This is a genomic window from Hufsiella ginkgonis (assembly GCF_009834915.1).
Lineage (GTDB): Bacteria > Bacteroidota > Bacteroidia > Sphingobacteriales > Sphingobacteriaceae > Hufsiella > Hufsiella ginkgonis.
This window is the reverse complement of record NZ_WVHS01000001.1, coordinates 78603-105596: the sequence shown is the minus strand read 5'-3', so window position 1 is coordinate 105596 and position 26994 is coordinate 78603. Positions and strand designations below refer to the sequence as shown.

General features: G+C 49.0%; 25 protein-coding genes and 1 tRNA gene. 15 read left to right on the top strand and 11 right to left on the bottom strand.

Annotated features, from left to right (window positions below; translation table 11 throughout):
• Positions 1-49: 49 nt before the first annotated feature.
• Entirely contained in the window at positions 50-2200 is a 2151-nt protein-coding gene (locus tag GS398_RS00470; protein ID WP_160904792.1) for a phosphocholine-specific phospholipase C, read from the top strand.
• A 129-nt stretch (positions 2201-2329) separates the two neighbouring features.
• On the opposite strand, the gene GS398_RS00465 is transcribed toward GS398_RS00470, so the two are convergent.
• Complete coding sequence (locus tag GS398_RS00465) at positions 2330-4396, bottom strand: ATP-binding protein (RefSeq protein WP_160904791.1); 2067 nt, start codon at positions 4394-4396, stop codon at positions 2330-2332.
• 390 nt (positions 4397-4786) lie between these two features.
• Here GS398_RS00465 and GS398_RS00460 point away from each other — a divergent pair, with 390 nt between their 5' ends.
• Positions 4787-5302 (top strand): chloride channel protein, encoded by a 516-nt coding sequence (locus GS398_RS00460; protein ID WP_160904790.1) that lies wholly within the window; start codon positions 4787-4789, stop codon positions 5300-5302.
• Between the two features lie 373 nt (positions 5303-5675).
• On the opposite strand, the gene GS398_RS00455 is transcribed toward GS398_RS00460, so the two are convergent.
• From GS398_RS00455 to GS398_RS00440, 4 genes are all read right to left on the bottom strand, one after another.
• A complete protein-coding gene (locus GS398_RS00455) occupies positions 5676-6041 on the bottom strand; it encodes a VOC family protein (RefSeq protein WP_160904789.1) in 366 nt (121 codons plus the stop codon).
• Positions 6028-6369, bottom strand: a complete 342-nt coding sequence (locus tag GS398_RS00450) for an ArsR/SmtB family transcription factor (RefSeq protein ID WP_160904788.1) — start codon at positions 6367-6369, stop codon at positions 6028-6030. Before GS398_RS00450 ends, GS398_RS00455 begins: the two co-directional genes overlap by 14 nt.
• A complete protein-coding gene (locus tag GS398_RS00445) occupies positions 6350-6805 on the bottom strand; it encodes an SRPBCC family protein (protein ID WP_160904787.1) in 456 nt (151 codons plus the stop codon). The genes GS398_RS00450 and GS398_RS00445 overlap by 20 nt, the downstream gene beginning before the upstream one ends.
• A 201-nt stretch (positions 6806-7006) precedes the next feature.
• Complete coding sequence (locus GS398_RS00440; protein ID WP_160904786.1) at positions 7007-7384, bottom strand: response regulator; 378 nt, start codon at positions 7382-7384, stop codon at positions 7007-7009.
• Between the two features lie 425 nt (positions 7385-7809).
• On the opposite strand from GS398_RS00440, the gene GS398_RS00435 reads away from it, so the two are divergent.
• The 4 genes from GS398_RS00435 (at position 7810) to GS398_RS00420 (ending at position 12180) form a co-directional block, all read left to right on the top strand.
• Positions 7810-9483, top strand: coding sequence for a sensor histidine kinase (locus GS398_RS00435; RefSeq protein WP_160904785.1), 1674 nt, complete (start codon positions 7810-7812; stop codon positions 9481-9483).
• An 84-nt stretch (positions 9484-9567) separates the two neighbouring features.
• Complete coding sequence (locus GS398_RS00430) at positions 9568-10191, top strand: response regulator transcription factor (RefSeq protein ID WP_160904784.1); 624 nt, start codon at positions 9568-9570, stop codon at positions 10189-10191.
• Positions 10192-10260: 69 nt separating this feature from the next.
• Complete coding sequence (locus GS398_RS00425; protein ID WP_160904783.1) at positions 10261-11781, top strand: IPT/TIG domain-containing protein; 1521 nt, start codon at positions 10261-10263, stop codon at positions 11779-11781.
• A gap of 201 nt (positions 11782-11982) precedes the next feature.
• Positions 11983-12180, top strand: coding sequence for a DUF3140 domain-containing protein (locus tag GS398_RS00420; RefSeq protein WP_160905930.1), 198 nt, complete (start codon positions 11983-11985; stop codon positions 12178-12180).
• 461 nt (positions 12181-12641) lie between these two features.
• Here GS398_RS00420 and GS398_RS00415 read toward each other — a convergent pair whose 3' ends face one another.
• From GS398_RS00415 to GS398_RS00405, 3 genes are all read right to left on the bottom strand, one after another.
• A complete protein-coding gene (locus GS398_RS00415) occupies positions 12642-13154 on the bottom strand; it encodes a pyridoxamine 5'-phosphate oxidase family protein (RefSeq protein WP_160904782.1) in 513 nt (170 codons plus the stop codon).
• A gap of 250 nt (positions 13155-13404) precedes the next feature.
• Complete coding sequence (locus GS398_RS00410) at positions 13405-13623, bottom strand: hypothetical protein (RefSeq protein ID WP_160904781.1); 219 nt, start codon at positions 13621-13623, stop codon at positions 13405-13407.
• A 7-nt stretch (positions 13624-13630) separates the two neighbouring features.
• On the bottom strand, positions 13631-13918 hold the full coding sequence (locus GS398_RS00405) for a hypothetical protein (RefSeq protein ID WP_160904780.1): 288 nt from the start codon (positions 13916-13918) through the stop codon (positions 13631-13633).
• 169 nt (positions 13919-14087) lie between these two features.
• Between GS398_RS00405 and GS398_RS00400 the strand changes: the two genes are divergently transcribed.
• Both GS398_RS00400 and GS398_RS00395 read left to right on the top strand, forming a co-directional pair.
• Positions 14088-14471 (top strand): MerC domain-containing protein, encoded by a 384-nt coding sequence (locus GS398_RS00400; RefSeq protein WP_160904779.1) that lies wholly within the window; start codon positions 14088-14090, stop codon positions 14469-14471.
• On the top strand, positions 14459-15385 hold the full coding sequence (locus GS398_RS00395; protein WP_237488057.1) for an NAD(P)/FAD-dependent oxidoreductase: 927 nt from the start codon (positions 14459-14461) through the stop codon (positions 15383-15385). Before GS398_RS00400 ends, GS398_RS00395 begins: the two co-directional genes overlap by 13 nt.
• Positions 15386-15389: 4 nt before the next feature.
• Here GS398_RS00395 and GS398_RS00390 read toward each other — a convergent pair whose 3' ends face one another.
• The gene (locus tag GS398_RS00390; protein WP_160904778.1) at positions 15390-15626 is read right to left on the bottom strand and encodes a hypothetical protein; all 237 of its coding nucleotides are present in this window, start codon (positions 15624-15626) and stop codon (positions 15390-15392) included.
• 8 nt (positions 15627-15634) lie between these two features.
• On the bottom strand, positions 15635-15820 hold the full coding sequence (locus GS398_RS00385) for a hypothetical protein (protein ID WP_160904777.1): 186 nt from the start codon (positions 15818-15820) through the stop codon (positions 15635-15637).
• 210 nt (positions 15821-16030) lie between these two features.
• On the opposite strand from GS398_RS00385, the gene GS398_RS00380 reads away from it, so the two are divergent.
• The 7 genes from GS398_RS00380 to GS398_RS00350 all read left to right on the top strand — a co-directional run bounded on the left by GS398_RS00380 (position 16031) and on the right by GS398_RS00350 (position 26324).
• A complete protein-coding gene (locus GS398_RS00380; protein WP_160904776.1) occupies positions 16031-16495 on the top strand; it encodes a Fur family transcriptional regulator in 465 nt (154 codons plus the stop codon).
• 568 nt (positions 16496-17063) lie between these two features.
• Positions 17064-19181, top strand: coding sequence for a TonB-dependent receptor plug domain-containing protein (locus GS398_RS00375; protein ID WP_160904775.1), 2118 nt, complete (start codon positions 17064-17066; stop codon positions 19179-19181).
• A 20-nt stretch (positions 19182-19201) separates the two neighbouring features.
• Positions 19202-20404, top strand: a complete 1203-nt coding sequence (locus tag GS398_RS00370; RefSeq protein WP_160904774.1) for a DUF4374 domain-containing protein — start codon at positions 19202-19204, stop codon at positions 20402-20404.
• Positions 20405-20424: 20 nt separating this feature from the next.
• Positions 20425-21843, top strand: coding sequence for a DUF3526 domain-containing protein (locus GS398_RS00365; RefSeq protein WP_160904773.1), 1419 nt, complete (start codon positions 20425-20427; stop codon positions 21841-21843).
• Positions 21843-23174, top strand: coding sequence for a DUF3526 domain-containing protein (locus GS398_RS00360; protein WP_160904772.1), 1332 nt, complete (start codon positions 21843-21845; stop codon positions 23172-23174). The genes GS398_RS00365 and GS398_RS00360 overlap by 1 nt, the downstream gene beginning before the upstream one ends.
• Before the next feature lie 8 nt (positions 23175-23182).
• Positions 23183-23878, top strand: coding sequence for an ABC transporter ATP-binding protein (locus GS398_RS00355; RefSeq protein WP_160904771.1), 696 nt, complete (start codon positions 23183-23185; stop codon positions 23876-23878).
• A gap of 61 nt (positions 23879-23939) precedes the next feature.
• Complete coding sequence (locus GS398_RS00350) at positions 23940-26324, top strand: outer membrane beta-barrel protein (protein WP_160904770.1); 2385 nt, start codon at positions 23940-23942, stop codon at positions 26322-26324.
• 550 nt (positions 26325-26874) lie between these two features.
• Here GS398_RS00350 and GS398_RS00345 read toward each other — a convergent pair.
• Positions 26875-26946 (bottom strand) — tRNA-Glu (locus GS398_RS00345).
• Positions 26947-26994 lie beyond the last annotated feature (48 nt).

Sequence of the window (26994 nt, the reverse complement as noted above, 5' to 3'; positions counted from 1 at the left end):
TGTTAATCCGGCATAGGTATTAAAACTTGCACGATGAAAACTTACGAAGATGTCTAAGCTGAACAGAAGGGATTTTATCAAGCTCTCGGCGACGTTGGGGCTGACCGTTGCGGTTTGGGACCCGTTGCTTAAAAAAGCGCTGGCGGTTGAGGCAAACAATATCACCCGTTCCATTAAGGATGTTGAGCATATCGTGGTCCTGATGCAGGAAAACCGCTCATTCGACCATTATTTCGGTGCGATGAAAGGCGTAAGGGGATTCGGCGACCGTTTCCCAATCCCGCTGGAAAGCGGTAAGCGGGCGTTCTACCAGTCGGACGGAAAAAATATCGTTCCGCCTTACCGCGCCGACGGGAAGGTGACCAATGCAGCTTTCGTTAACGGGACACCGCACAACTTCCCGGATACACAGGCGGCCTGGAACCAGGGGAAGTATGGGTTTTGGCCGCTGTTTAAGACTCCCTACTCGATGGCTTACTATACCAGGGAGGAGATCCCTTTCCAGTATGCGATGGCGGAGTATTTTACGATCTGCGATGCCTATCACTGTTCCGTTGCTACGGGAACCGACCCGAACCGGGTCGTATTCTGGTCGGGCTCGGTATGTGATCCAAAAAAACGGGCGGCCGGGATCAACTGTACGGATGCGGATTCGGAACCGGTCAACCTGCGCTGCTGGATAAAGGGAAAAATGCCTGAGCCGGGCTATGTTTACCAGGGAAGCGCTTTCAAATGGCCGACCATTCCGGATGTGCTGCAGCAAGCCGGGATCAGCTGGCGCATCTACCAGGACCCGAACGATAACTGGACGGGGGCCATGAACGGTTGCCTGGCTTTTGAAAGTTTCAGGAACGCAAAGCCCGGGTCCCCTGTCTACGAGAACGGCATGCGGCACTGGTCATTAGACGATTTAACGAACGATGTTAAGAATGATCGTTTGCCGCAGGTCAGCTGGGTTCTTCCATCCCAGCGTAATTCGGAGCACCCGGGCGCTCCGTCCAGCCCTTACCGGGCGTCTGATTTTACGCATGATGTGCTGTCGGCCATTACGTCCAACCCGGAAGTGTGGAGCAAAACCGTGTTTTTCCTGACCTTTGATGAGAACGACGGTCTTTTCGACCACCTTCCGGCTCCCGCAGTGCCCTCTTATAACCTGGACGGAACGCTTGCAGGGAAGTCCAGCCTGGATGTTGCGGGTATGTATTTTGATAATGATAAAGACGACCTCGGGGATGCAATCGGGCCGCGCAAATACATTGATAAGCGGGATACCATTTCGGGTAAGATACGTCCCTGGGGCATGGGCCCGCGCGTACCTATGTACATTATCTCCCCCTGGAGCAAGGGCGGGTGGGTACACTCGGAAGTAGCGGACCATACCTCGGTTGGACAATTTATCGAGAAGCGTTTCGGCATACACATTTCCGCTATTTCGCCCTGGCACAGGGCCGTCAGCAGTGATCTTACATCGGCCTTCGACTTTGTAACACCGAATGACCCCAGGGTTCCGGCAATGCCGGATACCAGCGGATTTGAGCAGACCGACGCGGCGTCTAAAAAGCTGCCGAAAGCCTCGGCCCCGGCTGAGCCGCCCGGCTTATACCAGGAAAAAGGCAGCCGTCCTTCAAGGGCGCTCCCTTACCGCCTGCACTGTACGCTCGTACGTTTGAAAGCTAAAGGGCAGGTGCAGCTGGTCTTTGATAACGAGGGCAAGAAAGGCTCGGTGTACCATGTGTACGATATGAAACGACTGCAAAAAATCCCGCGCCGATATACGGTGGAAGCGGGGAAGTCGCTAAAAGATGAGTGGGATGTGACGGGGCCTGATAGCGCTTACGACCTGGAGGTCTACGGCCCTAACGGTTATTTTCACAGGTTTACGGGAAGCATCAGGCAGGCGGAACCGGAGGTGCAATTACAGTATGATCACGACGCGGATAGTATTGCGATCGTGCTGGGAAATAAAAACAGGGGCCCCATAAGCGCGGAAATTAAGGCCGGGGCCTACGGCTACCCGGAATTTGAGCCGGTGGTGCTGGTTGCAGGCAGGAAACGCGTGATAGCGGTAAATTTAGCGAAAAGCAGCAACTGGTATGATTTCACGGTGAGCACGGCACAGGGCTTCTCGCATCGTTTCGCGGGAAGGCTGGAGACAGGCAAAGCCGGGGTCAGTGACCCGGCTATGGCTATGCATTTATGAGATTCACTGGAAAACTGCTTAAATTTTTGAATTTAACAGTTGAACATGGAAAAAGAGGGTAACTGAACCACGAGGGGATTAATTTCACCCGGCTTAAATACCCCGGTATAAAAAATGAGATGCCATGCATCAATTCGGCAAGGTGAACCAAAACGTACTTCCATTGCCGATCTCAGTTTCCACACCGATTTCACCCCCATGTGCACGTACTATTTCCGCACAGATGTAAAGACCGAGCCCCAGCCCCGTATACTCGGAACCGGAATGGCTGGCGCGCCAAAAACGATCGAATAAATGCGGGACCTGGTCCTTGGGAATACCGGGGCCGGTGTCCCGAACGGATATTTTGATCTCGCCTGCTATTTTTTCCGCAGACAGGAAGATTTTTTTTGAACCGGGCGCATACTTCACCGCATTGTTCACAAAGTTGGTGATCACCTGGTCCACACGGTGTTCGTCGGCAAAAACCCATAGGTGAGGGCTTACGGAAACCGCCAGCTCGTATTCACCTTCCGTGCGGACATGCGTGCAGCAGTTCTCCATTAATTCATTGAGCGCGAACGTGGTCTTGTGAAGCATGATCCTCCCCTCGTCCAATCGCTTCACGTTAAGTAATTCATCAGTAAGGGCTGCCAGCTTATGGATACTTTTACCCATCATACCGAGCAATTTGGGGACTATCGGGTTACCGGGCTGATCCTTCAAACGTTCCAATAACTGGTAGTTGGCTTTCAGGCTGGTGATCGGTGTTTTCAGCTCGTGACTGGCGATACTGAGGAAATCGTCTTTTTGCTGCTCAAATAACCTTCTTTCCGTGATATCAAGCGTAACGCCCACCATCATGACCGGGTTCCCGGATTCGTCGTACCGGGGGCGACCAGAGGCAGTGATCCAATGCCGTGAGCCATCGGGCCAGGTGATCTGGTATTCCGCCGTATAAACGCCTTTTGTTTGAATCGCCTCGTTTACCCGCTCTTCCACGTAAGAACGGTGCTCCGGCAGAATCGCGTGAAGCAGGTCCGGAAAATCGAGCCGGTCTTTAGGCTTCAGCCCGAAGTTCCTTTTGCATTGGTCCGAGCAGATCATTTTCCCGGTTCGGATATCCAGTTCGTAAGAGCCAAGCATGCCGGCGCTCAGCGCCAGCCGGAAACGTTCGTTCAGGTCGTGCGCTTCTTTTCGCGCATCCACCTGGGCGGTTACATCGGTAGCCACCACCATTATGGAGCGGATTCCTCCCGAAGGGTCATGAATAGGCTGGTAAACGAAGTTGAAAAACCGGTCGGTCAATTTTCCTCCATCATTGATGACAGCTTTGACCTCGTTACCGCGGTACGGTTCGCCCGAACGGTATACTTCGCCGAGGATTTCAAAAAAAGACTGTCCTTCCAGTTCAGGAAACGCCGGGGCCAGCGGCATGCCGATCACGTCAACCTTTTTTGACCACAGCTTCAGGATCATCGGGTTGGCCGATTCAACGATCATCTCAGGACCGGAAAGTACTGCGATGGCTACCGGGGCGTCCGCCATCAGGCTCAGCGCTTTGCGTTCGGCATCGCTGAGTGCGGTTTTCTCGTCAACGAGCAACGTATTCCTGCGGGTAAGCAGCAGGTTGGCTTCTTCCAGTTCCGCCTGGTAACTTTCAAGCTGTTCATTGGCGGCCTGGAACTCTTCGTTCACTACCTGGTATTGCTCGTTTAACTGTTGAAGTTCCTCGCCCGTTGCCCGGTATTCCTCCATCGCAGCGGTAAGCTCTTCGTTGAGTTCCTGCTCCTTCAGGTGCCGTTCCTCTATTTCTTTCCATGCCGCTACCCGATCGCTCACTTCGGTGGCGGTATGTAGTATGCACAGGGTTTTGCCCTGGTTGCCTGGCAAGGCTTCATAAATGAAATCGTAATGTCCCCGTCGAAGCTCACCATCGATCACCATGTCGGCAGGGGTGTTGGTAGCCCGGTAAGTTTGTCCCGTTCTCCATACTTCCTTCAGCAAATTAACGAAGGGCTGACCTTCCAATTCGGGCAGCGCCTGTTCGAGCGTACTCCCGGTAAGATCGTTCGCTTTTCCCCAAAGCCGCATCATGGCCTCATTGGCAAAGGCGATGGTTAAATTCTCATCTGAATAAATAGCGGTGGCATCTTTGGAGCGCCGGAGAATTGACAGCAGTGTATCGCTGTCGAAATTAAAAGGTAGGTTACTCATCCTGCATCACAAACCCGGAACTGCGGGCTTAACAAAAATATAAAAGTTCGCTAAGAGATGCCACATTAGTGGTAAATTAACTATTACGCAACAAACACAAATGTGCTGATATTTGACTGCAGCGTTTCAGATGTTCTTCCTGCAAAAATAACTCAACAATACCTACGTTACGACGATCGCACACTTAATCAACAGGTTAACAATTAGTTAATAAATCCACCACGATCCGGGCCTGTCCTTCAAATCCTTATTTCTCGCATATATTTTGAGGCGTTTCCCAAGAGCTTGCTCCAAATCGTCATCGTCGATGATGTTACATAAAATTAAGTGGAACATTATTAAATGGGACGCTCGTCCTAAACAAGTAATTTTGCCTTATAAATTCCATTGATGAGCATTCCCGATAGTATACGGCTCCCATTGAAACGCGCGTTCGACAGGATTCGAAACGAAGAAATTAAAAAGAATTTATTGCAGGCCATTCCGTTCTGGTTAGCCTCGGTAATAACAGGACTGGTGGCGGTTGCATATTCCAGGTTATTTCTCCTGGCTGAGGGCCTGGCGATCAAAGCGTTTAACTTTCACAGCTGGCTGCTATTCATTTTGATGCCTGTTTGCTTTATCGCTTCCTGGTATATCGTAAAACGATTCGCGCCCTATGCCAAAGGAAGCGGGATCCCGCAGGTGATGGCTGCCATCGAATTGTCGGCACCAAGGACGGCATCTTGGGTGGATAAGCTGCTCGGACTGCGCATACTGATCGTAAAAGTGATATCCAGTTTAATGATGGCGGCCGGCGGCGGCGCGATTGGACGCGAAGGGCCATTCATTTTACGATCATTTGAAGCACCAGTATATAAGGGATTTGGAGAAGGAGGAACAACGACAGGTTGCCATGGAAAATAAAAAAACAGGTTAGCTATGCGTAATATTTGGTGTATGTCGTGCTATTTGAACAACTTTTTAAAAAGACCGTTCGCCCTGTTTAGCGCATTGTCTTCACCGAATGATGCGTCCGCTTGTTAGCCGGACTGTTTTAATGTAATTGCCCGCAAAACTTTTCAACCGCAAAGGAGCTAATAGTGCAGGTAACAAGTATCATCAGGATGGTGTCGTAAGCACATCCTCACTAAGCAGTCTTACCGGTTCACCTGTGCGGTTTCTGATAGCCGCTCGTCATAGAGTTTTTCCTTATCCTGATGCTGGTTTACATTCGGAACAATTACCCCAGAATAAGCCTAATCACTCCCGCCAAGTCGACGACAATAGATTAAACAGGTTATCTCGGTTTAATATCCTGGTGCAAACTGAGCCTGTTACCGTCCGGATCGTTAACCGCGGCAAAAAGTCCCCAGGGCGTTTGATCCGTTTGCCCTACGGAGATCCCTTTGGCAGTCAGTGCTTCCCTGTCTTTTTCCAGGTCATCGGTTTTGATCACCAATCCGTTGATACAGCCCGGCGACATATTCTCAAACCAGGTCACCAAGGTGATTGATAAATCGCTGCCAGGGAAACCCAGCTGGATCCATTGTTTATCGCCTTCGAAAGGCGCTTCTACCAATACGGTGAATCCCAGGTCGACGTAAAATTGTTTAGCTTTTTGCTGGTCGGTAACGGGGATGGAGATAATCTCAATTGCTTTCATTGTTTTTATTTTTTGATCGTTGTTTCAGTAAGTCTTCCAATCCCTGCAGTTTCTCTTGCCAGAACTGGTCGTAATAGCTTAGCCATTCGCGGATCTCGTTAAATCCTTGCTCATTCAGTTCACAATACCGTTCGCGGCCATAGGTGGTGATGGTAACAAGCCTCGCCTCACACAACACTTTAATGTGCTTGGATATCGCGGGGCGGCTGATCTCGAAGTTCTCAGCTACCTGGTTGATCGGCAATCTTTCTTTCGATATGAGCATCAATATTTCCCGCCTGCTGCGATCGGCAATGGCCTGGAAGGGATCAGGATTCGGTATGAGCATCGGCGTAGCTGGTTAATAGTTCTGCGAAGCGGTTGCGGATCTTTTTACGCCAGCCGCTGCCCATGAACAAGCTGGATATATAGTTCTTGAAGCCCTGGAAACCTGCCTGTACCAGCGTCACTTCGGTTCCATCGGCGGTGGTCTTAAGCGTCCAGGTCACCAGGGTGTCCAGTTCGATCACGCCGGGCTTCGGGCCGCCCTTCCAGGTATACACCAGCTTCTGCAAAGGAACCACCTCTTTCACTTCACAATAAACGATGCCATCAAACCCCATTTTGGGAATAGGCCGTGTATGGAAGCGGAATTGGTGGCCGACCTCCGCCTTAAAGTCGTTCTGCATCAGCCATTGGCTGATTATCTCCGGGTCGGTAAGGCAATGCCAGACTTCTTCAACCGGGTAAGGCAAAGCCCATTTAATGGTAAGATCTCGTTTCATAAACGTGTAACCTAAAGATTACGCAATAATAATCGTAACGTTTGGGTTACGCAAATAATTTTGAAAATATTAAACAAATAGTGTAGCGGTTCTATAATTAATAGCTGGCTTTGCGCTTCATCCCTGGGTCGCTTTCGCCATTATGCCTCTGTTCGCACCGGCGAATGCTGTTAGTTGAAGTTGATTCAGAGACGTTTGCATTTAAGCGATAAGCCTGGCGACTTTATCGATCAGCAGTTGGATATCGAAAGGCTTGGAAAGAAAATCATCAGCCTTACAATTATATGCGATAACACTTAGGTCACGGTTAGCAGACATCATGATAATCGGAATATCTTTTAAGGTTGGATCGTGCTTGAACCTATCACAGATATCTCCCCCGTTAACATCCAGTATCCATATGTCAAGCAAGATCAGGCTCGGTCGATCTTTCCAATCCTCTGGAAATAAATGCCCGTCGCAATTGGTCTGCACGTGGTAACCTTCATTTTCGAGAATAAACGAAACCACTTCAGAAATATCCCGGTCATCTTCCACAACGAGCACCGACTTCGCGTTGTCTCTATCTTTTTCCTTCATTATATGATTTCAATCTGAGAAATTCCCAGGCAGCGTCGAAAGAAGAAGCATAAATAGCAGTTATTGTTTGACTAATTGGGATATTATAATCGGTTCATTTTTGCTACGCAATGAAAATTCTTTCACTACTCCATTATCGAAGATGAAGCCGGTATAGCTAATTAGAAAAGGCTCTCCGTACATGCCTGTGCGAACCGGGTTAGTCGCTGAATTCGAATTCTGAGAACGCCTCTGCAGGATGATCGTCAATTTCCCATAATTCTTCCCTGTCCTGGAAAGTGACCTGGTGACTATCATCGTGAAACGTAAGTTAAAGTCGTTATCACCCAAATTGGGTGATTTTAAACCCGGCGCCATTAAAACCTCATGAATTCACTTACCTTGTCTTAGATAGCGATTCGATCATATTACTCCTTGATGTTAACATGAACTGGTTTCAGCCTGAAGTAAGTTCTATTCCGAACTTATCAATCACCTGCATCGACCTGGTTTTCCTGGTCTATTTACTTCGGCTTAGAAATAAGACCAGGGATTGCTACATGGTCATCCTGCTGTATTTGACAGCCGTTCCTGCCGCGTTGGCAAGTGTTTTCATCGACTTTATGACGGTGGCTCCAACTATTTTATATGGTGTTTCATTTTTTCTTTTTGGGGTACATATTTTGTCCGTGATCTGGTGTTCTTACCACTTTTACAAGCCCAGCTATCCGCGGGAGTCGAAAGTGATCATGACTGTCTTTATCGTTCTTTACGGATCAGCCAGTTATTTGTGGCTAAAAGATTTTGCGCCCGACAATGATGTCAACCTCGATTATATCCTGGCTTTCCAGGTCATTATCAGCGTGTCTACCTTACTGGCCGCGATTAATTATTTGAGAAAGATTAAATTCTTTTTGCAAGGGCGCGGCCCTTTTTCTTTCATTGGAGAGTTGCTTCACCCTTCGACGCGTGAAGTAGCTGTATTCGGCGGCTTTGCCTTAAGCCTTGTTTTGCTCACGCTTATTCAAGTGGACAATATCCTGGTCATATTCGGGATTATACCGGTGACGTTATATTTTTTATTGAGCTACCTGTTTTCCGTTTCCCTTACTTTATTAGTCGCTTTCGCCTATTTTAATTACGCGCACGAACAAACTTCTTTTGAGACCAAGCTGGTAGGTATCACCCTTTTTCTCACTTTAACCGTGATCAGTATTATAGTGATTATTTTATTTGGACCGCTCACTACCGCTGCCACGGCGCCTTATATCAAAATGTTTGTATGGATCATTCCGGTGAGCACTTTACTCATCGCTATTTTCCTGCCCATGTTGCTCCGGCTTACCTTGCTGAGACATTTAAATAAAATTGTTAAGGGTGTACAGCAGGTCATTTCGGGTGATTTGAACACGCAGGTGGAGGTAGAGGTCAATGACGAGGTGGGCAGGCTCTCGCAAAACTTCAATAAAATGACCGGATCGCTCAGGCTGCGGACGGAACAACTGAACAGCATGCGTGAGACCATCGCTACCGATTTTCATGACCAGACGGGTAATATGTTGTCAGCAATTACCCGCCAGGCGGGGCTGCTGAAGCTGAAACTCAACAGGGAACATGAATTGCAACCCATAATCCAGAGTATCGTTGAGAACAGTAATAGCTTGTACGCCAGCAGCAAAGACTTTTTGTGGCAGCTCAACCATAACGGCGACGACCCCAATGAACTTTTCGATTATTTAACCAGTTACGGGCAGCTATATTACAACCAATTCGACATTGCCTTTTCCGCCGAGGCCGTCGCATGTGAAGGCTTAAAGCTCGACCCATCCGCCGCACTCAACCTTATCTTTATCTTTAAAGAGGCAATGACTAACGTAGTCAAACATGCCGGGGCCACCGAGGTCGGGCTGACGCTGAGCTGCGGAGCAGACCAGGTGACCTACCTGCTGGAAGATAATGGCTCCTGGAAAGAGGCCGATCAATCAAGCGACCATTATGGCCTGACTAACATGGAACGCCGTTGCTGTAAAAACAATTTCGGTTATACAATCAGCAAAGAAACCACCGGAACGCAAATCTCTATCGCTGTGCCGGTACACCGGTTAAATGGATTATCATGAAACCTGCATGAGCTTGCCGCTCAAAAATCAAAATAAGTAAACACATGCAAGCGTCAGGGCCGTTAAAAAAACAAATTGTTCAAAATGAAAAAAAGGATCGCGATCATAGAAGATAACAGCAAGATCAGGGAGGGCTTTGCTGCGGTAATAAATACCACGGACGAATACAACCTTATCGGGCAATACGGCAGCTGCGAAGATGCCCTCAAAAAATTGGTAACTGATCAGCCTGATCTCGTGCTGATGGACATCGATCTGCCAGGCATCAGTGGCATCGAGGGAACCTTTCGGATCAAAAAACAACTGCCGGAATGCATCGTGCTGATTATTACGGTACTGGAAGACAGCAGTAAGGTATTCCAGTCGCTTTGTGCCGGTGCCGGCGGCTATATTGTCAAAAACTCTGACGGCGACAATATCCTTAAAAATATTGCGGAAGCCTTTTCCGGCGGTGCGCCGATGAGCCTGCAGATTGCCAAAATGGTCGTGCAGTCCTTTGGGCGTGCACTTGATTCGCCGCTGTCGGATCGTGAACGGGAAGTGCTCAAAGGGATTTCCGAAGGCAAAAGCTATAGCAAAATCGCGCTCGACCTGTTTATCAGCAAAGAAACTGTCCGGAGCCATATCAAGAACATTTATCAAAAACTGGCTGTCAACAGCAAGGCCGAAGCGCTAAAGGTTGCCGGTAGTAACAAGTGGCTAGACTAAAATCCCCCAATTTGCAGGATTGACGGCAGCGCGGTCGACAGGTACCTTGCAGTATAATTTACAATTCATATGAAAAGGATTTTATCTGCATTATTCGTCATAATAATAGTGATCAGTGCCTGTGAAAAGGATAAAAAGCTTTCCCCTGGCAATACGGTGCCGGTCCCTAAACCGGTACAAGGACCAACCATTACCGGTTTGTCGCCTTCTGTTGTAACGGCAGGCGCAACGGCCATAATCACCGGGACCAACCTGCGGGACGCAGGCACACCGGGCAAAGTGATGTTCAACGGCGTTAGTGCAGTCATTCAATCATTCTCTTCAACCGAAATAAAGGTAATTGTGCCTGTTACAACTACCGGCAATATCTCAATTGCCACGAATAGCGGGGTAATCAGCGGCCCGACGTTTACCTACACTGATCCTGCCTTGGTTTCGCGGGTTACACCCAACTCAGGCCCGGCTGGGACAATCGTAACCCTTAGCGGTTTACACTTCGGCGTTTCGTTACCTGATGTGCAGGTAATGTTCAATGGCGTACCTGCGATCGTTCAATCGGTTACTGAAACCGAGATCAAGGTAATAACCCCCACTTGTACCAGTGGATATGTGACTGTGCTCAAAGACGGTCTGAGTGTCAATGCCGGTATGTTTTCGTACATCACGCCCACCAATGTCCCATACACCGGCGGTAATGTAAATTTAAGTACCCAGGCATTAGTAGATGAGTTTGTGGTGCAAAATATGGGGAAACAATTACAGATTTCAGGATCATTAACCATCAGCGGAAAGGATATCACCTCGCTTTCCGGTCTGGCTAACATCAACTCGGTAAGTAATATGCTTATCATCAGGTCATGCCCATTATTAACAGATGTTTCATTTTTAAACAGTGTAACGTCTGCGGGCGCTGTCCAGCTCAGCGATTTATCGGTAACGAATGTGTTCATGGATAAGCTGGCCGGAACTACGGGTTCTATAGTCGTTAGTTCGTGCCCTAAACTTCGAAGCTTAAGTTTTAAAGGGCTGACAAATATCAATGGCAACGTGCTCCTGGGAGGTCTAAGGATCAGTGTCTGTGAACAGTTGACAGACCTGGACTTCAGTGCGCTAAGATCATGTACACAGGCTATTTACATTTCCGGCACGGCAGCTCCCGATTTCAGCAAGTTCACTTCGCTGCAAAGTGCAGGCTCGTTATCGATTGTTAACAATCAGGCATTGACCAGCCTTCGTGGTTTAGATCTTTTAACCAGCCTTACCTTACCGGCACTTTCCCTTGCATTTAGCTCAGCCACGATCAATGGATTGTATATTACCGGTAACGGCAAACTAAATTCTTTGGCGGCGCTGACAAACCTGGAAACCTGCCCGGTAATGCGTGTTACCGACAACGCAGTCTTAAATGATTTTTGCCCGCTTAAAGCACAGGTAAAAAGGTTAAGCGCTTTGCCGCAATATTCTTACCGGGCGGAAACCCGGATTGTAGATGTATACATGACCAAATATGTACCGGCGCTAACGTTAACTGCTAACAGCACCTTTGCCGCAACACAGGATGTGCTGAATGCCATTACGCTTTGTAAATAAACATACTATTCGTTGTCTTGGGTTACATTTAGTGGGTCAGATCAGCACGTCTGAGCCACTTTTGTTTTTATTAAGCATAGTACCAGCTTTTCATTTTTAGTTCTTCCAGGTTTAACGACCTAAATTAACCCCATTTAACCCCCCTTTAGAAGATACTGTGAGGACACCGGAAATTTCGGGTAATCGGCTGATGGGGAATCAATTGGGCATAAATCAGGTAAACACATCATCAAAATCCTCAACAAAAAGAAAAGCGAGCTTAATGCCCCGGATTATCAACATATGCAAAAGGTCCACGGATATATCAGCAGGCATTTGGCGCAACAGCCTGAAAATCCCAAAGACTCCAATTGGGACTATTCACTCAAAAATTGGGGACACGATTACAGTAAAAAGTGAACCGCAGATTAAGGTCATAAAATATATAAACAGTTAGATACCGATCTTGGTATAAATCTTGCCTGGATTATAAAAACTTATCATCATGGCAACTAAAAAGGAAAAAGATCCCTGCTGGTCAGGCTACAAACAGTTGGGAACTAAAAAGAAAGATGGAAAGACAGTGCCGAATTGCGTGAAGAAAACAAAAAAAGAACATTAACAGGCTGGTTATTCAGCTTCCCTAGCTCCAAACGCGAAAGCACTTTGTTGCAGGACTCTAAACTGCGGCAAACTGGCAAGTTTACTATTTATCCTCCTCTCTTCCAAATAAGCCTATTTTCAAGCTATTCGTCAGACAGCAGGCAATTTTCATCGGAGTTATCATCGTTTGCAAATGCAGAAGACCGGGACGACGAAAGCGTTGCCTCGCTTTAACCTGGGAATCTATCCTTATAATTTTGTTCATTCCGAACCGGATTTCATAATAAAATTTCACCTTCAACTCCGTCGTCACTTTTCTTCCCGGTGATCGCGCCTACCAGGATGTGTGCAAATTGCACAAGCTTTCCATGTTTGGCGTTCCAATAATGCCCTGACTTGGGTGTGAACCTGTTGATGGTTATTGCCGGATCTTCTTTACCATCAAACCAGTTGTCGGCGAACGGTGAGTACATTTCGTCAATAAGTGCTTGTTCGCGATACACTTCCGCCGATCCGAAAAGGGAGAGATATTCCAGGTCTTTGTCGTTGTTAATCGTGATCTGCATCTCGGGTGACTTTAAGATGTCGGCATTTTTGCCCGAGCCGCGATGGCTGAGGAAGTACAGCCTGCCACTTTCGTCAGATCTGTTAACTCCCATCGGTCTGCTGGGTATCGGCCGGTCGGTCAGTGCGGTTTGCATCACGCAACTCATCGAGTTTTCGGCGAGGTCCCTGATCTTCTGAACGGCCGCCGCCCCGTTTAAATTCTCTATGCTTGATTTCTCTTCCATGGTATAAATGTTAACAGCTTAACACTTACCGGAAATGATTTGTTCGGGATACATGCTTCAAATCCTGTACAATGTATTGTCCGCCTGTATAGCACCTTAAACGTTTTTTACGAGAATCAGCTTCAAAGTAGCGATGGCATCATTTTGGTTATGATCTATTCAACTAAAACAACCTGCCATGAAAATCTCGACTGCAAAAACCACTGCCGATAAAATGATGTCCAGCTTTGATAAGCAATTGCTGATGCTGTTAAAACGGGATCTTAAGGTTTTCAAGGCGGCGCAAATGCAATCGCAGACGAAGGCCGCTTAACACCGCACATTCTACCCCACATATACTTCTATCTACCCATTTAAAAACAGGAAAGAGCGCTTTGAGTGCTCTTTTTTCGTCTTTGGGCAGTTTCAACTGGCCGCGAAAAGCGTCGAGACTTCTCTCCTGCATGCGGTTAATTACTGTTTCGTTCATATTAACTTCACCGGAAGTTGGTTTCAACAAGCCCGCAAGGATATGGAGAAGCTGGCGGCGCCCAGGTGAGGCCTTTGGGTTGTTTGTGAACATAATAATCGCAAATCCGGCAGGCAGCCTGATGCTTATGGACCACCGGCGCATGGCTGTCTTTTTTATAGGTGAAGACGGAATCGGTATGCGCATGAATCATCTGTACCGACAACGGAATAAAAAAGAATATCAATAGAATGCCTCCCGCAAAACTTCTCAGTTTTGGCGAAAGCAGCATGCTGTGTGCTCTTTTATATCCCATTCAAAAGTAAAGCTTTTTAGCAACTTAGTTGTAACAAAATTCAAAGAGAGATCCAATTGTGCGATAGACATCGCCGTGTGCAGCCCTAGTAAAAGGGTGTATTTGTCGACCGTATGTCATTAATAGGATCAATTATTAAATGCAACAATATTGCATTTATATTTGCGGTATGAAAACAGTTAAATTAACGGTCAGGGCAGATAGGTTCGGAATAACGACTTCAGCGCTTTGTACCATTCACTGCGCGGCAATGCCGCTGGTCATTCCATCGCTTCCGCTATGGGGGCTGGCCTTCCTCGCCGAAGGTTGGGTAGAATGGAGCATCATTGGGATCTCAATGGCTATAGCCGGCTTTTCGTTGGGTGTTTCTTACTGCCGCCATCACCGGAATGCGCGGCCCGCAATGCTTTTACTGGGTGGATTTTTACTGATCGCTGCGGCACATGATGCCGTCCTCCAGCATCTTGAACCGGTGCTTTTGCCGTTGGGAGGCGTATGCATCCTGCTGGCCCATGTAATTAACCTGAAATTAACCAAACAATGCGTTCATTAATCATGAAAAAGGACTACGACACAACCAGAGATATTCTCGATGTAATTATTATAGGCGGGAGTTATGCCGGATTATCCGCAGCCCTCGCTTTAGGAAGATCGCGCCGTAAAGTACTGATCATCGACAGCGGGGAGCCCTGTAACCGCTTCGCCAAATACTCTCATAATTTTTTAACCCACGATGGTAATTCCCCGGCAGCAATCACGTTAGCCGCCCGCAGGCAGGTAATGGCTTACCCGACGGTGCGTTTCCTGGAAGGGTTAGCGGCCAGGGCCATTGGTAAGGATAACCACTATTTGGTTGAAACGACGGCAGGAGCGCAATTTCACACCCGCAAACTCCTTTTTGCAACAGGCATTAAAGACCTGATGCCCGATATTCCCGGTTTCGCGGAATGCTGGGGCACCTCGGTGGTACAGTGCCCCTATTGTCATGGTTATGAATTCCGGGATCAGCCGACCGGTATTTTAATGAACGGTGATATGGCGGCAGACTTTGCACCGCTTGTCCGTAATTTAACCGGGCATTTAACCATATTGACGAACGGGCCATCAATGATCGATGCCGCGAGGCGGGAGAAGCTTGAAGCTATGCAAATTGCGGTAAATGAGAGGGAAGTCGAAGCCATCCGGCATGAAAACGGGTATCTTACATCCGCTGAATTTAAAGATGGAGCCAGCCTTCCATTAACGGCGTTGTATGCACGACCGGCATTTGCGCAGCACTGCCCCATCCCAATGGAGATGGGATGTGCACTAACAACGTTGGGGCATATCGAGGTGAACGACTTTCAGCAAACTACTATACCCGGAGTTTATGCGGCAGGGGATAATACGCATCCGATGCGATCCGTGGCGGGGGCGGTTGCCGCAGGAAGCAAAGCCGGGGCGATGCTTAATCATGAGTTGATATGAGTTATTATTCCACCATCTGTGCGTTTTGCAGGGAAACCGGGGGTGAAACGGCCGCATTTTGGTTATCAAGCATTAATTTGCCCTTCATATGGATCGGGAGAACTTTGAATTGGACCGGCGAACGCATTTTCACCAGGATCATGATCGGATTCCCGTTCTTTCCGCAGAAAAAGCATTGATTAATAGGGAGCGTTGAAAGTAAAAATTCGGTTTGTTTTTTCCCGCTCCTGATTGGGATCATGTATCCTTTTAAATCCAGCACGTCGCCCTCGAAGCGCCGGAGCGTTTCCCCGTAAATGGGTAAAATTCCTTTTCGCTCACCTGCCGGAAACGAACAGTACCTACAATATCCCAGTTAATAGAGCCGATGGCGTCTCCCGGGCGATGCGGTCGCTGCGTAACGACGGGAACGATCAGCAATAAAAATAATAGCATAGTGAAAAGCTTAGTCATGAGTAAGGATGGCCGAAGTTTACGAATGAAATGATCCTGGCTGTACAGGTAACTTTTAAAGCGAAACAGTTATTGTGCCGATTTAAAAATAAATGCAACTAAGATGCTTTTAAAACCAAAGCATAACGCTTTTCATTCATGCGCACATTTTTCTGACGATGTCTTATTATTTAATTTTATATTTTACCGGATATGTCGATTACCGGATTTGAAGACATGCTTGAAAGGCATGACCTGAAAAAAACCAGGCCACGATTAAGTGTGCTAAATATACTTTCAAAAAGGCAGGCAGCTACGTCCCAGCCCGACCTGGAAGAAGTGCTTGGCAACGAAGTAGACCGGGTGACCCTTTACCGGGTGCTGAAGACGTTTGAAGAGAAGGGGATCATTCACAAGATCCTGGATGTGAACGGTACGGCAAATTACGCCATGTGCGGCCCCGCTTGCAGTGAGCATAGTCATTATGACGAGCACGTGCATTTTAATTGTACCGTTTGTTTTCGTGTATACTGCCTTGATCACCTGGCCATACCCAAATTATCAATGCCGCATGGGTTTGAAGCGGGAACGGTCAATTTGATCGTGTATGGCATTTGCGGCGACTGCTCAAAAAAGGCCGCAGCCTATAAAGCGGCTGAAGATAAAGTGTCCTCTTAGGTGTCGCTTACCTTTGGACTTGTCATCAAGAGTAGTCTTACAATTTAATGTTCGTCACTCGATTATTACATTTTGTTTATCCGGCAGTTTGTAAGTGTGAATTTTTAAATGCAACTTTGATGTAATTGTGAAAATATCGAATAAGGCTTACCCTCTTCTTAAACGAATGTGCGCATTCGGCTTGCTTTTCGTTTTCGCGGGCATGATGGTCGTGCAGGCCGTTCACCATCATGCGGGTTGTAAAACGCCGGATGGGTTGTCGTATACCAAAGGAGCTTCCTCAAAAGCCTGTAGTATTTGCGATTTCCTGCTGCATAAACAGCCGTATCAATCCTTTACAAGCCCACAGTTTTCGATAGCTGTACCACCAAATGGTATCGTTATCTATCAACAGCCGTTTCAGCCATTTCTTCTTAAACCCTCCCTTCCTTCTTTTACCAATAAGGGGCCGCCGGCCGGTAACAACCTGTTCGCTTAGCCGCAAACGGCTGAGGATCGCTTGTCGGGCGTAAACCGCTCCGTTCACGGATGCGGCATCATCTTCATTTATTTCTTACTCATTTTTAACATGCGAAAAGCAATTCAAGGATTGCTCATGCTGTTCGCCATACCCGTTTGCGCACAAGTGAAGGGTGATGCTGCGGACCGCCTTCCCGATACTACGCGGAAGCTGAGCGAAGTCTCGCTGACCGGTAATGCTGCACGTTTGCTGAGGCAGAGTCCCGGCAACGTGACCGTAATCGACCTGAAGCCTTATTACAGCACCAATACCACACCGGTACAGCTTTTACGCAGTACACCGGGCGTTAAAGTAAAGCAGGACGGCGGCTACGGCTCACGAGTCGACTTCTTTATCAACGGAAGCACCGGTAAGCAGCTCAAGTTCTTTCTCGATGGTCTCCCGCTGGATAACCTCGGCGAAACTACGGGTATTAATAACCTTCCTGTAGAACAGATCGAACGGGTCGAAATCTATAAAGGCGTGATCCCGGTTGATCTCGGTGCGGACATATTGGGGGGCGCCATAAATATCGTGACCCGGAAGGATCGTGATGATTATTTCGATGCCTCGTACGGCCTGAGCTCATTCGGCACGCACAAGGTGAACCTTTCCGGCAGGAAAAACTGGTCGGATAGACTTTATACGGTTGTTCGTGCTTATTCCGGTTACGCCAGGAATAATTACCAGGTTGATGCCGCCAATATAAATGCGTCCAGTCAACTGGAGACCATCCGGGTGAAGCGTTTTCATGATCGCTATAAAAATTACGTAGTAAAGGCGGAAGCCGGGTTGCGCATGCTGCCATGGGCGGATGAGCTTTCCTTTAGTCTTTCGCGCAACGGTCTCGACCGTGAACTGCAGAACAACCTGACCATGTCGCAGCCCTATGCCCATGCCACTTATGCCGAAGGGCTAACCGCCGGCACTTTGAAGTACCAAAAGAGTGGTTTATTTAGCCACCTTAGCTTATCTGGTTTTCTATCAGCAAGCCGGGTGCACGGCACCTTCACCGACACTAGTGCAAACGTGATCACCTGGGACGGCCGCATCGCCGACCGCAGGCTTAAAGGCGCTGAACTTGGCCCGGCCGCCATGCGCAACACCTATACCGATGCCTACGCAGCACGGCTCAGCGCAAGCTGGTGGCTCAGTAAACAATCCAGGTTTATCGCCAGCTCGACGCTCAACCGGTACCGCCGGACCGGGAAAGACGAACTAGCCGCCCGGCTAACCGGCGATGACCTTTACAGCGCCCCCTCCTCACAATTAAAGAACGTGCTTGGCGCGGGTTTCGAGGATAACAGCGGAGAGCGGCTCAAATGGAGCGCGGGCGTTAAGAATTTCTATGCGCGGATGGACGGTTTCAGTATCCAGTTTGATAAGCGCACAACGATCATACAGCATAATTCTTATTGGGGTTACAGCGCCGCAACGGCTTTCGACGCCGGGAAAGGGTTCCTCTTGAAAGCATCGTTCGAACATGCTATTCGCTTGCCCGACGTGGAAGAAGCCTTCGGCGATCTGATGCTGCTGAACCCCAATCCGTCTCTAAAAGCCGAGGAAAGCAACAATCTAAACCTGAACGTGCTGTACCGCGGCGATCACTTCGATGCCGAGGCCGGCGGTTTCCTGCGCGATGTGGACCACCTGATCTTTCTCGTACCCAACAGCCAGGGAAGTGCGAAAACCTATAACTTGCTACGAGCCCGTGTACAGGGTGTGGAAATATCAGCGAACTACCGGCTGCCAAAAGGATTTGTGCTGAATGCAAACGCCACTTACCAGGACCTGCGCAACCAATCGACCATCGAGAACGAAGGCATCCCGAACGAACGCTATAAGGACCAAAGAATCCCGAACATTCCTTACCTGCTGGGCAATACCGGGCTATCGTTTAACCGTCACGGAGCCGGTAAAAAAGCCGGGCTCTCCGCGTGGTACGCCTTAAACTATACCCACGACTATTTCCTCTATTGGGAGATCGATGGCGATCCGGCGCAAAAGCACGTGATCCCACAGCAACTGCTGCAGAACGCCGGCGTATCGCTTTCTTTTCCGAAACTCACTTTTTCCTTCGAATCCTACAACCTGGCTGATGCCAGGACCTACGACAATTTCCGGTCGCAGCTTCCCGGGCGTTCATTCAGCCTGAAGACCAGGCTTTACCTCAATCAAAAAAAATAAACGAATCAATAAACATGCACATGAAACGAATTATCCTATCCATCCTCGCATTATCTATGATTATTTTCCAGGCCTGTAAGAAAAGCAAAACCGACGAACCGGTTAACCCCAACCAGGTCAATTACGCCTTGAGCGTGACCGGCGGAACCTACCCGAATCAAACCACTTACCTGTTCGGTACGCACGATTTCCCGACGGGTACGCTCGGTACGGCGAATGCCAACGAATCAGCCAGTTCGGGAATCATTTTTAAATACGGGAAATACATTTTCCAGAACAACTTCGGGGCGCCGGCTACCCTGAAAAAATTCGGGTTTGATGAAACCGGAAAACCCAAAGAGCTTGGGTCATTCGCGGTAGCAGGCTTGAAGACCATTGGTTCGGTGGATTTTATCAGTGATACCGAGGCATACGCGACGGTGGCAGGGTACGGTTCTGTGCCAAAACTGATCAAATTCAACCCCACCGCGATGACCGTTACTTCGACCATCGACCTGGCAACTATCCAGCGGACCGATGCGGCAGAATTATACTACCAGGGCCTTGTACACCGGGATGGGTACCTGTATATGGGCACCACTTATCTGAATAAGGCTGGCGATCCGCTGGAAAGTAAGCTCTACGTGACCATCATCGAGCTCAGCACCGGGAAAGTGCTCAAACAAGTGTCGGACACACGCAGCACGATGATCTGGAATGGCGGTTCGGAAGCATCCTTCCAACCCAATAGCCTGGTGAAAGATGCCTCCGGCGATATTTATGTAATGGGATACGCCTTCGGTAGCAAACCGAGCGGCATCCTGCGAATAAAAAGCGGTACTACGGATTTCGATGCGTCGTATTTCTTTGACCTGAATACAGCGACCGGAAAGCCATGTTTCGGGATCTTATATTTTGGCAGCGGTAACGTATTCACCGTGCGGTTTGATGACGCCGTAGCCTATCCGTTCGACCTGGACGCGAATTACAATTCGGTAGCTACGTGCTCGTATTATAAGATTGACCTGGCGGCAAAAACAACTTCCGGCAATATTTCTGCCGCCATCCCTAAATTCTTTGGGAACGATGCGTTCGCTACTTCGTTCGGCGACGGAAAGATCTATTTCAATGCTGCGGGTGCCTCGTCGAACTCGGTATACTCTTACACAATCAGCGGCGGCGCCGTGAAAAAGGAGTTCGACCTCGCTTCCGGCGGCTGCAACGGTTTTGCGAAGATCAATTAGTCACCTATAACCAGAAAAATATGGATACCCTGGGATTGATCATCGGCCACCAGTTTCGCGAATGGAAGCGCAACCGGCTGGTCCACGGGTTTATCGCGATATTGGTAGTGTTGTGGGTCTTTGCGCTATACGCAGGAATAGTGTGGTACCATTCTACCGCCCGTATACGGGAAGGAGCCGCCAGCCAAAGCCGGGAGAACTGGCTGGGCCAGGAGCGAAAGCATCCGCATATCGCAGCCCATTTCGGCAACTTTGCCTTTAAGCACGTAAATCCCCTGTCGATTTTCGATAACGGTACCGATATGTACACAGGGACGTACGTATACCTGGAGGCGCACCGGCAGAACGATGTGCTGTTTTCACCGGCGCAAAGTTCTTCGAGCCTGGTGCGTTTTGGCAGCTTCAACATCGCCCTGCTGCTGCAGGTGGTCATTCCTTTGTTCCTGTTCGCACTTACGTTCAATACAGTACTTGCAGAACGCAATGCCGGTACCCTGGCGCTGATGAAAAGCAGCGGGATCAAGCCGGCGACGATGATCAGGGGGAAAGTGCTCGCCCCGTTGTTATTGGTTTCGGCGGCCCTTGCGGTACTTTCTCTTATTTCGGTGATTCTATTGACAGCGAGCAGCATACCGTTTGGTATCCCAGACTTGGTAAAACTCGGGCTGATGCTTCTTTTTCATCTCCTGTATTACCTGGTGCTGCTGGTTATCGCCGTCGGCGTTTCCGCCCGCAGCCGCTCGCTCAAACAAAGCCTGCTGGCGCTCACCGGTATCTGGATTTTCGCCTGTGTGGTTTGGCCAAAGCTGCTGGGAAATATTTCCGGCGTCCTGCATCCGCTGCCGTCGAATACACTGGTGAAGAACGCGATCCGGGAGGACATTCTGAACGGGCTCGACGGACACAATACCAGCGATCAGCGTGCAAAAATGCTCATCGATTCATTTTTAAAAAAATACGGCGCCACCACGACCAGCCAGTTGCCAGTGAATATCGAAGGCGTTGTAATGGTAGAGGGGGAGAAGTACAGCAGCAGGGTTTACCGGGAGCATTTCCGCAGGGTAGATGAAATTTTACGGCAGCAACAGCACCTGCTGTCCTTCGCCGGCATCCTTGATCCGCTGCTGAGCGTCAAAAATCTTTCCATGGCCATCTGCAATACTGATCCGGTTAACGACCGGTTGTTTCGCCAGGCTGCCGAGGCTTACCGGATGAATTTCGTGCAATTAATGAACACCGATATGGCAGAACATTCGAAAGAGAACGAATTCGGGATCTATAAGGTAGGTCGTGAGGTCTTCGACCGGGTAGCACCGTTCCGCTTCCGTCCATCGGGGCCGCTCGAATCGCTTAGCGGATATGTTGTCGACCTGTTTTGCCTGGCGGTCCTGGCCGTATTGTCCTGGTCTTGCATTTACCTCATAGCCCGTAAAGTTTGATGAACACGATTATAACCATCTTTCACTTCGAATGGAAGAAAGCGTGGCCTACCCGGGCGTTCCGCCTGAGCCTGTTGGGCCTGCTCGCCGTTTCTCTATACGCTATATTTAACGGCAGCTCGCTCATCCGCGACCAACGCCGGAATATCGATCGCGCGCTTGCCAGCGAAGATTCGGTATTCCGCAGCGTGGTCGCACAAATACACACAACGGATACTGCATCGGCGGACGGAAAGATCGCCCTGCGCCGCCTGGCCAGCGCCACTTCCACCATCACGTCGCCCTATAAGCGATGGACTTCCTATTGGGAACCGGGCAGCTTCGCATTTCTTTCGGCAGGTAATCGCGACGTGTATCCGTATTACCATGAGCTGGAGCCTTACAGCTTCTACATGCGTTTCTTTAAAAACGAGGTCAGCAGCCCGCTGCGGCAGCTGTACGGGAACTTTGACCTGGCGTTCGTGATCGTGCTCCTGTTCCCGCTATGGATCATCGCCCTGACGTTTGATGCCTGGTCGTCGGAAAAGGAATCGGGTACCCTGGCTATTGTTAGCCTTGCAAGATCGGCCGTAACGCTTGTTACTGGGAAATTCCTGTTCAATTGGGTTATTGTGTCGGTGGTCCTGAACGGTATATTGGTCGTTGCCTTAATCGTGGCCGATCATCCCCGGATCATAGATTGGCTTAGGATCGTAGGGTCATGCAATGCGTACTTGGCGAGCTGGTTCTTGCTTTGTTACGTGGTTTGCAGGCTTAGAAAGACATCCGTGGTGAATGCTATTGCGCTTACGGCCTGCTGGATACTGCTTACTATCGCACTCCCTGCCATATTCAACACCGTTGCCACGACAAAATATCCCGTTACAGCTGAAATTTTCAGCAATTACATCCGGCGTGTCCAGATGCCCGATGATCCGGCCGTAAAGGCAGCCAAGCTCCGGGAATTCTTCCGTTACTATCCCCAATACGCGGATACCGACACAAGTATGCCTGCCATAGCAAACAAGCTTTACGTAGTTTACGGTAACCTGAGCGACCGCAGCGCCGACCCTCTGCTTGAACGATATATCCATGAAATGCGGTTGCGTGAAGCCTTCCTGGCCTGGGGTAATTTTTTTAACCCTGTGATCATGTGCCAGCGAGAGCTGAACGCGGTAGTAGGTACCGACCTGGAAAGCTACATCGCCTACGTAAAAAGCGCCAGGGCTTATGTACAGGTACTGAAAGAATCGCTGACCGCCAAGGTGTTCGCCGATGCCTGGATGACGGACGACGAACTGCTGCATCGCCTCTCTTTCGTCGAATTTCTTCATCAAACACGCACTAAATAATTTGACTCATGTTACAAGCAATCAACCTTACCAAAACCTATCAGCAGCACACCGCGCTGAATAGACTGAACCTGAGCGTAGGCAAAGGAGAAGTGTTTTGCCTGCTCGGCCAGAACGGCGCCGGTAAAACGACCACGATCAACCTTTTTCTCGGGTTCATAGCCGCTACCTCGGGCAAGGCACTGATTAACGGTATCGAAGTAAAGGTGAATGACCCGGCGACAAAAAAACTCATCGCCTATATCCCGGAAGTAGTGACGTTATATCCTAATCTCACATCGTTAGAAAACCTTGATTTCTTCAGCAGGCTCGCAGGGTTCCGGTACAACAGGGCACAACTGGAAGAATTTCTCACCCGGTCGGGATTGCAGCGTGACGCGATCAGCAAGCGACTTGCCGACCATAGCAAAGGTATGCGTCAAAAGGTCGGCATCGCCATCGCCCTGGCCAGGAACGCCGAGGTGATCTTTATGGATGAGCCTACCAGCGGCCTGGATCCTAAAGCTACCGACGAATTCACCGGGATTGTGAAAAGCCTCGGTGAGGCCGGTAAATCGGTGCTGATGGCTACCCACGATATTTTCAACGCCGTGAACGTAGGCACCCATGTGGGTATTATGCGGCAGGGAGAATTGGTACATACGCTAAGCGCCCCGGAGATCAGCGCGAACGATCTGCAAAAACTGTATTTAGAAACTATCTGAAGATCCTGCCTGGTTCAGTCCCTAAGTAATCTCTTGTACAAAAACGTTTTAATAATTTACCGTGCGAACTATCATCGTTTTTTTCCTGATCTTTTACAGTTTCTTCCTTCACAATACGGTTAATAGCCAGGCCCAAACCACTAACACGGTAACGCTTAACGGTTCGGTTGTTAACCCTGCAGGCAGGCCTGTTCCCTCCCTCACCATATCGCTTCGTTCAGACAGCGCCATCATTCAACGCACGGTAACTTCACAGACCGGTAGCTTCCAGTTTAATTCAGTTCAGGCGGGTACTTACATCATTACTGCAGCCGGGATAGGTTTTAAAACAATGCAGACATCCAAAATCAGCGTTGTTTCTGCCATGAAGCTGCCGCCGTTGATCGTGCACCCGGAAGCCGCGCAGCTCCGGGAGGTAGCGATCAGCAGGAAGCCGCCGGCATTAAAAATGCAGGATGGAAAACTCATTTTCGATGTGCAGCAAAGCCCCGTGGCTTCCGGTAGTTCGGCGTTCGACATCTTGTTGCGGGCGCCGGGCGTTACTGCCGACCAGGATGACAACCTGCAGTTGAAAGGCTCTTCGGCTGTAACTGTCCTGGTTGATGGAAAGATGACCTACCTTTCCGGTTCCCAGCTGGCCAACAGGTTAAAGGGGATGGGTGCATCGCAGATCAGCAAGATAGAGATGATCAGCACACCATCTGCTGAGTTCGATGCCGCGGGGAATGCCGGGATCATCAATATCGTATTGAAGAAAAATACGGCCAAAGGCTATGCACTCGATCTGACCGGCGGTGCGGGTAGCGGCCGGTATTTTCAGCATCGCGAAAGCACGGCCGGCAACATCCGAACGGATCGTTTTAACGTTTTCGGTAACCTGGGTTACGAATACCGGCATACTTTAGCGAAGCGGACGGGCGAACAGGAAAATCCCGGGGGTGCTATAATTAACCGCCGGTTAAACGACGTGATTAAAAGCAAGTATTATACTTATCGCGGCGGAATAGAGCTTAACGTAGGCGGCAACCAGGAAGTTGGGTTTCTTTATACCGGCTACACCGACGATTGGAGCCGCGATGCCAGCGGGCCTACGATAGTAACCGGTACCAGTAATTCGGAAGTCAGGAATCGCTATGTGCAGCTGGAACCTTATTACAACGACGGATTTAACCTTAATTACAAGCTGCAACTTGATACGAATGGGAGGTTTATCACGGCGAACGCCGATTATATTTCGTACCGCAATCATTCCGACGGTTACCTGGGGAATACCTGGACCGATGCGGCCGGCTACGAGATGCTGCCTTACCAGCAGCTCAACTTCCACCAGCCAAGCCTGATCGGTATCCGGTCGGTCAAGACGGATATGGAGCTGCCGTACCATCAGTTAAAAGTAAAAGCCGGGCTTAAATACTCGTCGGTCACGATCGACAATGATTTTCGGTACGATTCCTTACAGGCTTCCGGTTTCGTGCCGGCACCGACGTTGAGTGACCATTTCGTGTACACGGAGCGAATCGCGGCAGCTTACCTGTCGGCCGGTAAGCGCTGGAAGAATACGCACGTTGATCTCGGGCTCCGGATAGAGCGCACCTATTCGGACGGTAATTCGATCAGTGGTGCAGTACGGACGCTGAGGAATTATACGGATCTCTTTCCGAGCCTGTCACTCGGCCATGAATTAAGCGGATCGTTCCGGCTGGACCTCGCGGTGAGCCGGCGTATTAACCGCCCTACCTACTTTAAGCTGAACCCGGTGCGGTATTTCTCCGACAAGTTTGCGTACAGCCAGGGAAATCCTGATCTGCTGCCCGAACGGGCCTGGATCTATACACTGACGGGAACTATCAATAAAGATATAATCGTGACGTTAACGGTTAACCGTACAGGAAACTTTATCGCACAGACGGTCCAGGTAGGTCCTGTTCCGGACGTTTTAGTTACTTCCAGTGCGAATTTCTCCCACCAGGACCGGTATGATCTCCTGCTGGTGAAGCCATTCCGTATACTATCCTCCTGGAAGGTCAATTCTACAGTAGGCCTAAGCCATACCAGTTATCCCGTTCCGGGGGCACGAAGAATTGCACAGGCTGCCGTAGACCTGCTTGTCAATAATTCCATCGATCTTCCTTCAGGTATTGCTATGGAGCTTACCGGCCATTATGCTTCGCCCACACTCAATGGTATGTATCGTTACCGGGCCTACGGATCGGTTGATGCCGGGTTCCGGAAATCATTTATGAAAAAGAAGGTTGACGCCCGGGTTGCCTTTTCAGATATCTTCCACCAGATGAATTATAGTGCAATGACGGTCCGTAGTTTGGTGCTCAATCGTTACTATAACAAACCGGATAGCAGACGGGTCAATCTGACGTTGACGATGCATGTGGGCGGTAAGCTTAATCGCGGGCGGATGCAGGAAATAGAAGAGCAAGATAGGTTATAAGAGAGGCTTGATCTTAACAGATAGTATGGCGATTAGCGCAGATGTTAAATTCACATCCTAAATATCCAGGTTTAGCGACCTCCACTAAAGTAATCTTTAATTCAAAAGGTGTTCAACATAGTTGGCTTTTTCTGCCAGAACTTTAGAACACTGATGCTCTTGGAGATTTTTGGAGACATAACAAATGCAAAAACTCCTCCTTGGTAGAAGATTAAGCAATTCACCATGAACTTCATAAGCTTGTTGCTAAACGTATAAAAGGCCACGGAATTGAGAATCAGTTTATAAATATTTAGCTTAAAAACGTGAAAAAAGCACACGTTTTTACCAGGCAAAAATCCAAAGCCGGAGATTGCCCCCTCCGAGCCTCCAGACAGCTAATTTTTCGATTTTTTCAGGGGAATAGGGATTGAATACGCAGAAACGGGTTAAGTGTCTTTTTTCAGCATTTAATGAGGCATGATTTGACAGCTATCCTGCCGAAGATTTTTTTTTAACACCAAAAAAGCCGCTAGTAATCAAATACTTAGCGGCTTTTTTAATGTTGTCGTAGCCCGTAGGGGAATCGAACCCCTGTTGCCAGAATGAAAATCTGATGTCCTAACCCCTAGACGAACGGGCCGAGTGAGCTTCGGTTGAAGTTGCGGTTATGAAGATATCTAACGAAGTA

What these genes read in the sequence shown, in the direction of transcription:
- GS398_RS00470 (WP_160904792.1), top strand. Translation starts at nt 50, where the DNA reads ATGTCTAAGCTGAACAGAAGGGATTTTATCAAGCTCTCGGCGACGTTG.
- GS398_RS00465 (WP_160904791.1), bottom strand. Translation starts at nt 4,396, where the DNA reads ATGAGTAACCTACCTTTTAATTTCGACAGCGATACACTGCTGTCAATT.
- GS398_RS00460 (WP_160904790.1), top strand. Translation starts at nt 4,787, where the DNA reads ATGAGCATTCCCGATAGTATACGGCTCCCATTGAAACGCGCGTTCGAC.
- GS398_RS00455 (WP_160904789.1), bottom strand. Translation starts at nt 6,041, where the DNA reads ATGAAAGCAATTGAGATTATCTCCATCCCCGTTACCGACCAGCAAAAA.
- GS398_RS00450 (WP_160904788.1), bottom strand. Translation starts at nt 6,369, where the DNA reads ATGCTCATACCGAATCCTGATCCCTTCCAGGCCATTGCCGATCGCAGC.
- GS398_RS00445 (WP_160904787.1), bottom strand. Translation starts at nt 6,805, where the DNA reads ATGAAACGAGATCTTACCATTAAATGGGCTTTGCCTTACCCGGTTGAA.
- GS398_RS00440 (WP_160904786.1), bottom strand. Translation starts at nt 7,384, where the DNA reads ATGAAGGAAAAAGATAGAGACAACGCGAAGTCGGTGCTCGTTGTGGAA.
- GS398_RS00435 (WP_160904785.1), top strand. Translation starts at nt 7,810, where the DNA reads ATGAACTGGTTTCAGCCTGAAGTAAGTTCTATTCCGAACTTATCAATC.
- GS398_RS00430 (WP_160904784.1), top strand. Translation starts at nt 9,568, where the DNA reads ATGAAAAAAAGGATCGCGATCATAGAAGATAACAGCAAGATCAGGGAG.
- GS398_RS00425 (WP_160904783.1), top strand. Translation starts at nt 10,261, where the DNA reads ATGAAAAGGATTTTATCTGCATTATTCGTCATAATAATAGTGATCAGT.
- GS398_RS00415 (WP_160904782.1), bottom strand. Translation starts at nt 13,154, where the DNA reads ATGGAAGAGAAATCAAGCATAGAGAATTTAAACGGGGCGGCGGCCGTT.
- GS398_RS00410 (WP_160904781.1), bottom strand. Translation starts at nt 13,623, where the DNA reads ATGAACGAAACAGTAATTAACCGCATGCAGGAGAGAAGTCTCGACGCT.
- GS398_RS00405 (WP_160904780.1), bottom strand. Translation starts at nt 13,918, where the DNA reads ATGGGATATAAAAGAGCACACAGCATGCTGCTTTCGCCAAAACTGAGA.
- GS398_RS00400 (WP_160904779.1), top strand. Translation starts at nt 14,088, where the DNA reads ATGAAAACAGTTAAATTAACGGTCAGGGCAGATAGGTTCGGAATAACG.
- GS398_RS00395 (WP_237488057.1), top strand. Translation starts at nt 14,459, where the DNA reads ATGCGTTCATTAATCATGAAAAAGGACTACGACACAACCAGAGATATT.
- GS398_RS00390 (WP_160904778.1), bottom strand. Translation starts at nt 15,626, where the DNA reads ATGATCCCAATCAGGAGCGGGAAAAAACAAACCGAATTTTTACTTTCA.
- GS398_RS00385 (WP_160904777.1), bottom strand. Translation starts at nt 15,820, where the DNA reads ATGCTATTATTTTTATTGCTGATCGTTCCCGTCGTTACGCAGCGACCG.
- GS398_RS00380 (WP_160904776.1), top strand. Translation starts at nt 16,031, where the DNA reads ATGTCGATTACCGGATTTGAAGACATGCTTGAAAGGCATGACCTGAAA.
- GS398_RS00375 (WP_160904775.1), top strand. Translation starts at nt 17,064, where the DNA reads ATGCGAAAAGCAATTCAAGGATTGCTCATGCTGTTCGCCATACCCGTT.
- GS398_RS00370 (WP_160904774.1), top strand. Translation starts at nt 19,202, where the DNA reads ATGAAACGAATTATCCTATCCATCCTCGCATTATCTATGATTATTTTC.
- GS398_RS00365 (WP_160904773.1), top strand. Translation starts at nt 20,425, where the DNA reads ATGGATACCCTGGGATTGATCATCGGCCACCAGTTTCGCGAATGGAAG.
- GS398_RS00360 (WP_160904772.1), top strand. Translation starts at nt 21,843, where the DNA reads ATGAACACGATTATAACCATCTTTCACTTCGAATGGAAGAAAGCGTGG.
- GS398_RS00355 (WP_160904771.1), top strand. Translation starts at nt 23,183, where the DNA reads ATGTTACAAGCAATCAACCTTACCAAAACCTATCAGCAGCACACCGCG.